The sequence below is a fragment of the Streptomyces sp. NPDC060184 genome (assembly GCF_042728795.1).
GTDB lineage: Bacteria > Actinomycetota > Actinomycetes > Streptomycetales > Streptomycetaceae > Streptomyces.
On sequence record NZ_JBHWYX010000050.1, the window covers coordinates 1 to 12,591 of the forward strand.

General features: G+C 72.2%; 10 protein-coding genes and 1 tRNA gene. 8 read left to right on the forward strand and 3 right to left on the reverse strand.

The features are described 5' to 3' along the window. A partial coding sequence (locus tag ACFWEE_RS27175; protein ID WP_386892963.1) for a potassium/proton antiporter occupies positions 1–1,571 on the reverse strand: 1,571 nt, incomplete at its 3' end. 278 nt (positions 1,572–1,849) lie between these two features. On the opposite strand from ACFWEE_RS27175, the gene ACFWEE_RS27180 reads away from it, so the two are divergent. Then, on the forward strand, positions 1,850–4,606 hold the full coding sequence (locus tag ACFWEE_RS27180) for a penicillin acylase family protein (protein WP_386892965.1): 2,757 nt from the start codon (positions 1,850–1,852) through the stop codon (positions 4,604–4,606). A gap of 27 nt (positions 4,607–4,633) precedes the next feature. Here ACFWEE_RS27180 and ACFWEE_RS27185 read toward each other — a convergent pair whose 3' ends face one another. Beyond that, on the reverse strand, positions 4,634–5,275 hold the full coding sequence (locus tag ACFWEE_RS27185) for a 5-formyltetrahydrofolate cyclo-ligase (RefSeq protein ID WP_386892967.1): 642 nt from the start codon (positions 5,273–5,275) through the stop codon (positions 4,634–4,636). A 118-nt stretch (positions 5,276–5,393) separates the two neighbouring features. Between ACFWEE_RS27185 and galU the strand changes: the two genes are divergently transcribed. From galU to ACFWEE_RS27220, 7 genes are all read left to right on the forward strand, one after another. Next, positions 5,394–6,296 carry a UTP--glucose-1-phosphate uridylyltransferase GalU gene (gene galU / locus ACFWEE_RS27190; RefSeq protein WP_386892968.1) on the forward strand — a complete coding sequence of 301 codons (903 nt, stop codon included), beginning with the start codon at positions 5,394–5,396 and terminating at the stop codon, positions 6,294–6,296. Between the two features lie 4 nt (positions 6,297–6,300). Further along, a complete protein-coding gene (gene glp, locus ACFWEE_RS27195; RefSeq protein WP_386892970.1) occupies positions 6,301–7,611 on the forward strand; it encodes a gephyrin-like molybdotransferase Glp in 1,311 nt (436 codons plus the stop codon). Between the two features lie 123 nt (positions 7,612–7,734). Beyond that, entirely contained in the window at positions 7,735–8,235 is a 501-nt protein-coding gene (gene moaC / locus ACFWEE_RS27200; RefSeq protein WP_386892972.1) for a cyclic pyranopterin monophosphate synthase MoaC, read from the forward strand. Next, positions 8,232–8,813 (forward strand): molybdenum cofactor biosynthesis protein B, encoded by a 582-nt coding sequence (locus ACFWEE_RS27205; protein ID WP_386892974.1) that lies wholly within the window; start codon positions 8,232–8,234, stop codon positions 8,811–8,813. Before moaC ends, ACFWEE_RS27205 begins: the two co-directional genes overlap by 4 nt. 17 nt (positions 8,814–8,830) lie before the next feature. Beyond that, a complete protein-coding gene (locus ACFWEE_RS27210; RefSeq protein WP_386892975.1) occupies positions 8,831–9,442 on the forward strand; it encodes a GNAT family N-acetyltransferase in 612 nt (203 codons plus the stop codon). 132 nt (positions 9,443–9,574) lie between these two features. Beyond that, entirely contained in the window at positions 9,575–10,825 is a 1,251-nt protein-coding gene (gene glpR / locus ACFWEE_RS27215) for a gephyrin-like molybdotransferase receptor GlpR (protein ID WP_386892977.1), read from the forward strand. A 130-nt stretch (positions 10,826–10,955) separates the two neighbouring features. Then, a tRNA-Ala gene (locus tag ACFWEE_RS27220) sits at positions 10,956–11,029 on the forward strand. 271 nt (positions 11,030–11,300) lie between these two features. Here ACFWEE_RS27220 and ACFWEE_RS27225 read toward each other — a convergent pair. Next, positions 11,301–12,587, reverse strand: a complete 1,287-nt coding sequence (locus tag ACFWEE_RS27225; RefSeq protein WP_386892979.1) for an IS701 family transposase — start codon at positions 12,585–12,587, stop codon at positions 11,301–11,303. Positions 12,588–12,591: the final 4 nt, after the last annotated feature.

Here is a 12,591-nt window from a genome sequence, read left to right on the forward strand (position 1 = left end):
CTGCCGCGCCGGGCCTTCGGGGCGGGTTCGGGCCCGTCCGTCGCGCCGCTGAGCCGCTGCATGGTGTGGGCGAGCCGGTCCAGGTGGGTGGCGCGGGCGAGGCGGGCCACCGCGTCGTCGTCCGCCGGGCCGCCGGGGCGCTGCCCCGCGTGCAGCCAGCCGGCCAGCTTGCCGCCCTCGCCGACCGCCCGCAGCCGGGCCTCGGTCGCGTCGCGCACCGGGTCGGTGGCGACCACCAGGAGCTCGTCGCCGCGCCGCAGCACGGTCGCGGGGGCGGGAACGAAGCTCGTACCGTCGCGGACCACCAGGGTGACGGCGGATCCGGCCGGGAGGCGGAGCTCGCCCACCTCCACGCCGTGCATCCGCGACTTCGCCGGGATCGCGACGGAGAGGAGATGCCCGCGCAGCCGTTCCAGGGGCGCGGACTCGATGCCCAGGTCGGCGGCTTCGGACGGGTCCTCGGCGATCTTCAGCGCCTTGGCGAGCCAGGGCAGCGTCGGCCCCTGGATCAGCGTGTAGACGATGACCAGCACGAAGACGATGTTGAAGACGCGGGTGGAGCCGTCGATGCCGGCCACCATCGGGATGGTGGCGAGGATGATGGGGACGGCGCCGCGCAGCCCCGCCCACGACATCAGCGTCTTCTCGCGCTTGGGCAGCCGGAAGGGCGCCAGGCTCAGGAAGACCGAGAGCGGCCGGGCCACCACGGTGAGCACCAGGCCCACGACCACCGCGGGCCAGAAGTCGTCGAGCAGGTCGTGCGGGGTGACGAGCAGGCCGAGCAGGACGAACATGCCGATCTGGGCGAGCCAGCCGAGCCCGTCGGCGAAGCCCCGGGTGGCCGGCCAGTGCGGCAGCTTGGAGTTGCCCAGCACCATGGCGGCCAGGTAGACGGCGAGGAACCCGCTGCCGTGCGCGATGGCGCCCTCCGCGTACGCGGTGACCGCGATGGCCATCACGGCGATCGGGTAGAGGCCGGAGGCGGGCAGCGCGACGTGGCGCAGCGCGTAGGCGCCGAGCCAGCCCGCGGCGAGGCCGATGGCCGCGCCGATGGCGAGTTCGAGGGCTATCTCGCCGACCAGGACGTACCAGTGCTCGACCGGTCCGATCGTGGAGAACGCGAGGACGAGGATGACCACCGGGGCGTCGTTGAAGCCGGACTCCGCCTCCAGCACGCCGGTGATCCGGGAGGGCAGCGGGACCTTGCGGAGGACGGAGAAGACGGCGGCGGCGTCCGTGGAGGAGACCACCGCGCCGATGATGAGCGCCTGCTTCCACTCCAGCCCGACGAGGTAGTGCGCTCCCGCCGCCGTGACGCCCACGCTGATGCCCACGCCCACGGTCGAGAGCACGGCCGCGGCCGGAAGCGCCGGCCTGACCTCTTTCCACTTCGTGCCCAGTCCGCCCTCGGCGAGGATCACGACCAGGGCGGCGTAGCCGATCACCTGGGTGAGTTCCGCGTTGTCGAACTGGACGTCGAAGATGCCGTCCTGTCCCAGCGCGATGCCGATGCCGAGGTACAGGAGCAGGCTGGGAAGCCCGCTGCGCGAGGAGATCCGTACCGCCGCCACCGCGACGAGCAGGACGAGCGACGAGACCAGCAGGAGTTCGTTGAGCGTGTGGACAGTCAGGGCTCGTTTCCTTCCCCGCGCAGGACCGCCGGGCAGGTTCCCGGCGACCAGGTACTTCGTTACCTTACCTAATCTTTAACGCTTTCTTGACGCCTTCGAGTATGTGTACGACCTGTGTGCGGATGCCCGCAGCCCCCCACCGCGTCCGAGTCGGATCGGCGCTGCGCCTATGGTTGCCCTTGCACTCCCAGGACCACCCTGCCCCTCGAAGGACAGCGATGCCCGCCAACACAACCGTCTCTGCCGGTCCTTCCGCTGCGAAGAAAACCGGCAGGAAGAAGGGGCGACGCGCCCGCAGAATCGTGATCGTCCTGGTCCTGGCGCTGGTCGCGGGTGTCGGGTACGGCGCGTACTGGTCCGTCGCCACGGTCCGGGCCTCGTACCCGCAGACCACCGGATCGATCCCGCTCCCGGGCCTGACCGGAGACGTCGAGGTCAAACGCGACGACTACGGCATCCCCCAGGTCTACGCCGACACCGACGCCGACCTCTTCCGCGCCCAGGGCTACGTCCAGGCACAGGACCGCTTCTACGAGATGGACGTCCGCCGTCACATGACGGCCGGACGGCTCTCCGAGATGTTCGGCTCCAGCCAGGTCGAGACCGACTCCTTCCTCCGCACGCTCGGCTGGCGCAAGGTCGCGCAGGAGGAGTACGACACGGTCCTCAGCGCCGACACCAAGAAGAACCTCCAGGCCTACGCGGACGGCGTCAACGCCTATCTGAAGGGCAAGGACGGCAAGGACATCTCCGTCGAGTACGCGGCGCTCAACCTGACCAACGACTACAAGCCGACCAAGTGGACCCCGGTCGACTCGGTCGCGTGGCTGAAGGCGATGGCCTGGGACCTGCGCGGCAACATGCAGGACGAGATCGACCGCTCGCTGATGACCAGCAGGCTCTCGGCGAAGCAGATCGCGGACCTGTACCCGGAGTACCCGTACGACAAGCACGAGACGATCGTCGGCGAGGGCGCGGTCTCCTCCGTCACCGGAGAGTTCGACCCGGACGCCGAGGCGAGCGACACCACCGTCGACGGGGACACCGTCGCCGGTGCCACCGAGGGGCTCGACACCCAGCTCGGCGCGCTCTCCGACACGCTGGACGAGATCCCGGCGCTGCTCGGCCCGAACGGCAACGGCATCGGCTCGAACTCCTGGGTCGTCTCCGGCGCGCACACCACCACCGGCAAGCCGCTGCTGGCGAACGACCCGCACCTGGCGCCGATGCTGCCCTCGCTCTGGTACCAGATGGGGCTGCACTGCCGCACGGTCTCGGCGAAGTGCCAGTACGACACCGCCGGGTACACTTTCTCCGGCATGCCCGGTGTGATCATCGGCCACAACCAGGACATCGCCTGGGGGCTCACCAACCTCGGCGCCGACGTGACCGACCTCTTCCTGGAGAAGGTCTCCGCCGACGGCTACCTCTACGACGGCAAGACGGTCCCCTTCACCACGCGGGAGGAGACCATCAAGGTCGCCGGCGGGAAGAGCCGGAAGATCACCGTCCGCGAGACCAACAACGGCCCGCTCGTCTCCGACCGCAGCGGCGAGCTGGAGAAGGTCGGTCAGAAGGCCCCGGTCGCGGGCGCCGCACCCGACCGCGCCTCCGGCTACGCCGTCTCGCTGAAGTGGACCGCGCTCCAGCCCGGCCACTCCATGGACGCCGTGTTCGAGCTCGACCGCGCCGACGACTTCGCGTCCTTCCGCGACGCCGCCGCGCACTTCGAGGTGCCCTCGCAGAACCTCGTCTACGCGGACACCAAGGGCAACATCGGCTACCAGGCCCCCGGCTGGATCCCGGTCCGCAAGTCCGGCGACGGCACCCTGCCGAGCCCCGGCTGGTCCTCGGAGTACGGCTGGGAGAAGGACCCGATCCCCTTCAGCGAGCTGCCGTACGAGTACAACCCGGAGCGCGGCTACATCGTCACCGCGAACCAGGCGGTCGTCGACGAGAAGTACCCCGAGCTGCTGACCAAGGACTGGGGCTACGGCACCCGCAGCCAGCGGATCAACGACCTCATCGCGTCGAAGATCAAGGGCGGCGAGAAGATCTCGACCGAGGACATGCAGAAGATGCAGATGGACAACACCAGCGAGATCGCCGCGCTGCTGGTGCCCAAGCTGCTGAGCATCAACATCGCCGACAAGGACGTCCGCGAGGCGCAGAAGCTGCTGGAGGGCTGGGACTACACCCAGGACTCCGACTCGGCCGCCGCCGCGTACTTCAACGGCGTCTGGCGCAACATCCTGATGCTGGCCTTCGGCAACAAGCTGCCGAAGGAGCTGCGGGTCGAGGGCGACTGCATCAACGTCACCCACGCCGACTCCAACGCACCCGTCGACGAGCAGAACAAGCTCGTCCGCGAATGCGGCCAGCGCGACGCCGACTCGGCGCAGCCGGACGGCGGCGACCGCTGGAACGAGGTCGTCGAGAAGATCCTCGACGACGAGGACAACGCCTGGTGGAAGGTGCCCGCCCAGGGCCGCGAGAAGGCCATCGACAACCGCGACCAGCTCTTCGCCCGCGCCATGGACGACGCCCGCTGGGAGCTGACCGCCAAGCTCGGCAAGGACATCTCCACCTGGAGCTGGGGCCGGCTGCACCAGCTGACGCTGAAGAACCAGACCCTCGGCACCTCGGGCCCGGGCCTGCTCCAGCGGGCGCTGAACCGCGGTCCGTGGAACCTCGGCGGCGGCGAGGCGGCGGTCGACGCCACCGGCTGGAACGCGGCCGGCGGATACGACGTCATCTGGGTGCCGTCGATGCGGATGGTGGTGAACGTCGGCGACTGGGACAAGTCCCGCTGGATCAACCTCACCGGCGCCTCGGGGCACGCGTTCAGCGCGCACTACACCGACCAGACGGACAAGTGGGTCGACGGCGAACTGCTCGACTGGTCCTTCGGCGCCGACGCGGTCGACGCGTCCACGGTCGACACGCTGACGCTCGAGCCGGCGGCCACCGGCTGACCGGGGGCCGGACACCGCCCGGTCCGCTCAGCGGCCGAAGCGGTGCGTTCCGGCCGGAGTGACGACGGCGTCCACGGGGTGGTCGTGCGGTTCCGAAGGGATCCGCGCGACCACCTCGTGTCCATAGAGCAGCACCACGAGCGCCGGGTGCGCCCGCGCCGCGGTGAGCCGGGCCAGCACCCGGTCGTAACTCCCGCCGCCCCGGCCGAGCCGCATGCCGCGGTCGTCGGCCGCGAGGCCGGGCAGCAGCACCGCGTCGGCGTCGAGGACGGCGGCGGCGCCGAGGCGGGGCCCGCCGGGTTCGAGCAGCCCGCGCCCCGCCCCGAGCAGGAGGTCCGGGCCTTCGTACACCGCCCAGTCCAGGTCGTCGTCGGGCAGCAGCACCGGCAGCAGGACCCGGACACCCCGGGCGCGCAGGGCGTCGAGCAGCGCGCGGGTGCCCGGTTCGCGCCCCACCGACACGTAGGCGGCGACGGTCCGGGCGCCGGAGAGCTCGGGCAGGGTGAGCGCGGTACGCGCCAGCGCGGCGGCGGAGTCCGCGAGCTCCCGGGGCGTCAGCGCGGCGCGCGCGGCGAGGAGTTCGCGCCGCAGGGACGCCTTGCGCGACGCGGCACCGGCCGGGGGGCCGCTCGGGGCGTCGGACGGCTGGTCAGCAGGGGTTTCGCTCATGCCGCCGGCCGGCTCGTGGGTCACAGGAAGCTCACACTCTTCTCATACGGGCGCATATGCGTACAAAGTTAAGCAGTGGATCATCAGTCGTCCATGTGCAGCCGTTATGGTTCTGCGCATGACTGAGTCGACGCCCAGGATCAGCAAGGCCGTCATTCCGGCCGCAGGTCTCGGCACCCGCTTCCTGCCGGCTACGAAGGCCACTCCCAAGGAGATGCTGCCCGTCGTCGACAAGCCGGCCATCCAGTACGTCGTCGAAGAGGCCGTCGCGGCGGGCCTCTCCGACGTCCTGATGATCACCGGGCGCAACAAGCGCCCGCTGGAGGACCACTTCGACCGGAACTACGAGCTGGAATCCGCGCTCACCCGCAAGGGCGACGCCGAACGCCTCCAGAAGGTACAGGAGTCCAGCGACCTCGCCACCATGCACTACGTGCGGCAGGGCGACCCCCGCGGCCTCGGCCACGCCGTGCTCTGCGCCGCCCCGCACGTCGGCGACCAGCCCTTCGCGGTCCTCCTCGGCGACGACCTGATCGACCCGCGCGACGCGCTGCTCTCGCGGATGGTGGAGGTCCAGGAGCGCGAGGGCGGCAGCGTCATCGCGCTGATGGAGGTCGACCGGTCGCAGATCCACCTCTACGGCTGCGCCGCGGTGGAGGACACCGCCGAGGACGGCGTCGTCCGCGTCACCGGGCTGGTGGAGAAGCCCGAACCGGCCGACGCCCCCAGCAACCTCGCCGTCATCGGCCGGTACGTCCTCGACCCCGCCGTCTTCGCCATACTGCGCCGGACCGAGCCCGGCCGGGGCGGCGAGATCCAGCTCACCGACGCCCTCCAACTGCTCGCCGCCGACGAGAAGATCGGCGGCCCCGTGCACGGCGTCGTCTTCAAGGGCCGCCGCTACGACACCGGTGACCGGGGCGACTACCTCCGGGCCATCGTCCGCCTCGCCTGCGAACGCGAGGACCTGGGCCCGGACTTCCGCACCTGGCTCCGCCGTTACGTCACCGAGGAGATGTAGCACCTTGAGCAGCGAGATCTGGTCGGTCGACGAACACCTCGCCGACATCCTGGACGCGGTGAAGCCCCTCGAACCCATCGAGCTGCAACTGCCCGACGCCCAGGGGTGCGTCCTGGTCGAGGACGTCGTGGTGGGGATCGCGCTGCCTCCCTTCGACAACAGCTCCATGGACGGCTACGCGGTCCGGGTCGCCGACGTCACCGGGGCGAGCGAGGAGTTCCCCTCGGTGCTCACCGTCGTCGGCGACGTCGCCGCGGGCAGCGACGGACTCCCCGACGGCGGCAAGGTCGGCCCCGGCCAGGCCGCCCGCATCATGACCGGCGCCCCGCTGCCCGAGGGCGCGGAGGCCGTCGTCCCCGTCGAGTGGACGGACGGCGGTACGGGCGAGGGCCCCGCCGCCACCATGCGCGCCCACCGGGACGCCCCGGAGGGCGCGAGCGGCGAGGTCAGGATCTACCGAGCCCCGGCGGCCCGTGCCCACGTCCGGGCCGCGGGCAGCGACGTGAAGCCCGGCGACCTGGCCCTCGCGGCCGGATCGGTCCTCGGCCCGCCGCAGATCGGTCTGCTCGCCGCGATCGGCCGCGCCACCGTCAAGGTCCGCCCGCGCCCCCGCGTGGTCGTCGTCTCCACCGGCAGCGAACTCGTCCAGCCCGGCGAGGAGCTGACCGGCGGGCAGATCTACGACTCCAACAGCTTCGCGCTCACCGCCGCCGCCCGCGACGCGGGTGCCCTCTCCTACCGCGTCGGCGCGGTCACCGACGACGCCGAGACCCTCCGCGCCACGATCGAGGACCAGCTCATCCGGGCCGACCTGGTGGTCACCACGGGAGGTGTCAGCGTCGGCGCGTACGACGTCGTCAAGGAGGCGCTCTCCTCGGTCGGCGACGAGGACGAACCCGGCGGCGGCATCGACTTCCGCACCCTCGCCATGCAGCCCGGCAAACCCCAGGGCTTCGGTTCCATCGGCCCCGAGCACACCCCGCTGCTGGCCCTCCCGGGCAACCCGGTCTCCGCGTACGTCTCCTTCGAACTCTTCGTCCGCCCGGCGATCCGCGCGCTGATGGGCGTCGACGAGGTGCACCGGCCCACCGTCCGCGCCGCCCTCACCACCACCGAGGCACTGACCTCCCCGGCGGGCAAACGCCAGTTCCTGCGCGGCACCTACGACGAGGTGTCGGGCACCGTCGTCCCGGTGGGCGGCTCCGGCTCGCACCTGATCGCCGCCCTGGCGCGGGCCGACGCGCTGATCGTGGTCCCCGAGGACGTCACCTCCATGGAGCCCGGCACGGAGACCGAAGTGGTCCTGCTCCGCTGAGACGCGCACGGTGGCGGTACGGTGTCTGCCGCTGCCTCACCGGGGGACGTACCCCGGGCCCCCGGCCCGCACCCTGGTGCGGACCGCGCGGGCGACCGGCGCCCTACCGCTAGGCGGAGTGAGTTGAGTACGCAGAACAGGCTGACGCACATCGACGAGGCGGGCGCCGCCCGCATGGTCGACGTGTCGGCGAAGGACGTCACGGCGCGCGTCGCCCGGGCCAGCGGCCGGGTCCTCGTCTCGCCGCGGGTGATCGAGCTGCTGCGGGGCGAGGGAGTCCCCAAGGGCGACGCCCTCGCCACCGCCCGTATCGCCGGGATCATGGGGGCCAAGCGCACCCCCGACCTCATCCCGCTCTGCCACCCGCTCGCCGTGTCCGGTGTGGAGGTCGACCTCGGTGTCGCCGACGACGCCGTCGAGATCAGCGCCACGGTGAAGACCACGGACCGCACCGGCGTCGAGATGGAGGCGCTGACGGCGGTCTCCGTCGCCGCGCTCACGGTGATCGACATGGTGAAGGCGGTCGACAAGGCCGCCGTCATCACCGACGTACGGGTCGAGACCAAGTCCGGCGGCAAGTCGGGCGACTGGGCGCGCCCGGTCCGGCCCGGGGCGGACGCGTGAGCGCCGCCACCGGCGGTGAGGGGTACCCGGTCCCGGAGGGGCGCCCGGTCTCCGAGGGGCGCCCGGCCCCTGAGGGGCGCCCGGCCCCGTACACCGCGCTCGTCGTCACCGCCTCCAACCGCGCCGCCGCGGGCGTCTACGCCGACAAGGGCGGCCCGATCCTCGTGGACGGGCTCACCGCCCTCGGCTTCAGCACGGACGGCCCGCGGGTCGTGCCGGACGGCGAGCCGGTGGAGCAGGCGCTGCGGGACGGGATCGCCCGCGGCTACGACGTCGTCCTGACCACCGGGGGGACCGGCATCTCGCCCACCGACCTCACCCCGGAGATGACCCGCCGGGTGCTCGACCACGAGGTGCCCGGCATCTCCGAGGCGATCCGCGCCGAGAACCGCGCCGCGGTCCCGACCGCCGCCCTCTCGCGGGGGCTCGCCGGGGTCGCGGGGCGCACCCTCGTCGTCAACCTGCCCGGGTCGACCGGCGGGGCGCGCGACGGGCTCGCCGTCCTCGGCCGGATCCTGGTGCACGCCGTCGACCAGTTGCGCGGCGGCGACCACCCCGGCACCGGGAGCCCGTCCTGAACGCGCCCCTGTGGCCGGTGGTCCTGAAGGACGGCGAGGTGACGCTGCGGCCGATACGCCTGCGGGACCAGAACATCTGGCGCGAGGTCAACCGCCGCAACCGGGACTGGCTCCGCCCCTGGGAGGCCACCGTCCCGCCGCCCGTCCCCGGAGGTCCGGTGATCCGCCGGCCCACCTACCGGCAGATGGTCCGCCACCTGCGCTCCGAGGCGAGAGCAGGCCGGATGCTGCCCTTCGCGATCGAGTACGAGGGCCGCCTCGTCGGCCAGTTGACCGTCGCGGGCATCACCTGGGGTTCGATGTGTTCGGCGCACATCGGTTACTGGGTCGACCGGGAGGTGGCCGGCCGGGGCGTCATGCCCACCGCCGTGGCACTCGCCGCCGACCATTGCTTCCACCGGGTCGGTCTGCACCGCATCGAGATCTGCATTCGGCCCGAGAACCGGCCGAGCCGCCGGGTCGTGGAGAAACTCGGATTCCGCGAGGAAGGGCTGAGGCCGCGCTATCTGCACATCGACGGAGCCTGGCGGGACCACCTCATCTACGCCCTCACGTCGGAGGAGGCCATGGACGGCCTGCTCCGGCGCTGGCACCGGTCGCGGTCGACGACGAACCCACCACCCTCATAAATCATATGGGTGTTCGAATTAAACGGTTCGTCGTCGCATTAAGCACCCGCGGCGTCACTCGTTGGTCTGAACAATCACAAAAAAGGCCCGCGATATCAGCCTGATCGTGCGACACACCGTGGCAATTGGCGGATGCCGCCGTGCAAACCCCTCTACGGTGTGAGCGTGAGCAGCAGCGGCCTCATCTACGCAGTCATCGTCGGGGCCTGGGCCGCCTACTTGGTGCCGATGTGGCTCCGAAGGCAGGACGAACTCAACGAAGCCCGTCCGACGGAACGCTTCAGCACCGCCATCCGGCTGCTGTCCGGACGGGCGGCGATGGAGCGTCGTTACGCCAAGGAGTTGCGGGAACGCGGCGCCGAGGAGGCGGAACCGGTCGTCGACCCGGACGCCGAGACGGACCGAATGGACTCCGTCGACGTCCGGGCCTTCGCCGCGCCCGGAGCGCACACCGAAGCCAGGATCCTCGATCCGGCGCACGCCTCCGAGCGCGCGTCCGGACGCCCGGCGGTGGAGCACCCGGCGCACCTGGCCCACCCGGCCCACGAGCGGAGCGACCCCCGGAACCGTCCCGCGGCGCAACGCCCGTCCGCCGGGCGGCCCCCCGAGCAGCGCGCCGCGCCCTCCGCGCAGCGTGCCCGGGGCGGCGCCGAGGACGCCGAGCGCGTCCGCCGCGCCCAGCGCTCCCAGGTGCTGGCCCGGCGCAGGCGCACCACCAGCGTCCTCTTCCTCGTCTTCACCGCGGGCGCGATCGTCGCGGCGGTCGGCGGCCTCGCCTTCCTCTGGGCGCCCGCCGCACCGGCCGTGATGCTCAGCGCCTACATCGTGCACCTGCGCGCCCAGGAGCGGAGGCGGTTCGCCTTCACCATGGACCGCCGCCGGGCCGAGGACGCGGCGCAGCGGCTGCGCGAGAACCGCCCGCGCCGCCACCAGCAGCCGGCGGCGCCCGCGGTCGAGCCCGACGAGGAGCCCGAAGCGCACCACCCGGCCGAACCGGCCCCCGTCCCGGCCGTCTCCCCGCAGGAGGCCGGCCGACGGGCGCTCGTCGAGCAGACGGACCACGCGGAGTGGGTGGACCAGCAGCGCGAGCGCGGCAGGGGGCAGGGCGACAGCTGGGAGCCCGTCCCCGTCCCGCTGCCGACCTACGTCACCGCGCCGGTCGCCCCGCGCGCCTCCGGCGGCGTCGAGGTCAACGACCCGGAGACCTGGAGCGCCGCCCGCTCCAGCACCGCCGAGCCCGCCCTGCCGGACCCGGCCGTCCCCGACGTGGACCAGACCCCGCACCGCCGGCCCGACGCCCGTCGCACCCGCGACCGGGGCCGTACCCCTCTCTTCGACCAGTACGACGACGAGGAGGACCGACCCCGTGCCGCCAACGAATGACCACCGTGGCAAGGGAGTTGGGCCCGGGGAACACCCGGGCCGGGGGGTCCGGGAACCCCGGCACCCCTGACCAGCGGGGAACGGATTTCCAAGCACCCCCTGGAGGGTGCTAGAGTTTCACTCGTCGCAAGGGCCTGTGGCGCAGTCTGGTAGCGCACCTCGTTCGCATCGAGGGGGTCTGGGGTTCAAATCCCCACAGGTCCACAGACGACAGTTCGCGAGTAGCTCTCGTGAACGTCACGAGATCCCGTCCGGTCGGAAGACCGGGCGGGATCTCGGCGTTTCGGGGTGCGGCCGAAGCCTGTGCGGGGTGGTGGGCGGTGACCCGCCGGGGGCTTAGGTGTCCGTCGCCCCGGAGTGATCCGACTCACTCCGCCGATCCGGCGGGGAGGGGGCGCACCACCGAGGGGTTCCGCCGGGGCGCGGGCGACCCGCCGTGCGCCGGGTGCGCCGCGTTGCCGCTGGGCGAGCCGGCTCACGGCTGCCGGAGGCCGACGAGGTGCCCGGAAGCCCTTCCCGCCCTGCCGGTCCCCCGGGCGGTCCGGCCGGGCCCGCCCGTGTCCGCCGCGCGGACTTTGACGGCCGCCGCGGGGGCGCCGGTGAGGCGGTGGTACGCGTACGCGGCGGAGACCAGGGTCATGTGGCGGTGCCAGCCGGGATACGAGCGGCCCTCGAAGTCGCGGATGCCGTGGTGCTCGCCGAGCGTGGTGACCGTGTCGGTGGCTCCCTGGAGCAGGGCGGTGAGCTTCAGGAGTTCCTCGATCCGGTAGTGGGTGAGGTTGGTGATCCAGATCCGGCCGAGCCGTCGGCGTGCCGGGTCCCATTCGGCGAAGAGCCTTCCGTCGGCGACGGTCCGCGTGCCGTCCGCGCGCAGGACCGGGGTCCTGGTGGGGACCGACGCCACCTGGACGCGCCGCAGGCTGCCGTCGGGGCCGGCCGTGGTGGCGATGTGCGGGTGCCTCAGGCCGCTGCGCAGGAGCCGCTGGAAGGCGTTCTCCCCGGCATGGGGGCCGCCCGGCGCCGAGGGGGTGAGTGGCGCCGAGGTGTCGGGCAGCAGTCGGAGGTCCGGGGCCACCGCGAGCGCGAAGCCGTGGCCGCCGGCGTTGAGCCGTTCCATGACCCGGCGGGCCTCCGCCGTCGGCCCCACGTCGGCCACCACCGGTGCGGGAACTATGGAGGAGTGCGTCGACAACGCCTCCACGAGTCCGACGACATGGGCCCAGTACGGCCGGAAGGGCACCGACCCCGGCACGCGTACGCGGCGGCGCTCCTCCTCCTGGGTCCAGCGTTCGGGCAGGTGCAGCCGCCATCCGACCGGCAGGTGGTCGGAGCTGTTGGAGAGGAAGATGCCCACGCTCAGCTGGCAGTTGACGGTGCGTTCGAGCTCCGGCACGAACCGCTGGTGCACGCCGACCGAGTGGTTGCCGCGCTTGGGCAGTACCGCCGGCACCACGGTCCACGCCTGGGCGGTGAAGTGGGAGTCGATCCAGCGGGCGAGCTCCTGCCGGGTGGCATCCCAGTGCCACGGGCTCATGTTGACGAACTGCTGGAGCGACTGCGACGCGGTCGGCGACAGGGTCACCGCCTCCGCCATGCGCCGGACCGACTTCCGTCCCGGCGTCGCCAGCAGGCCCTGCAGGTAGACCCTGGCCCACCTCAGCTGGTCCGTGCGCGGCAACTGCGCGAACAGGGTTTCGCTGAACTCCGCGAGCGACACCGCGTCCCTCGTCCGCCCCCGGGCGGTCTGCCCCACCGTCGTCATGAGA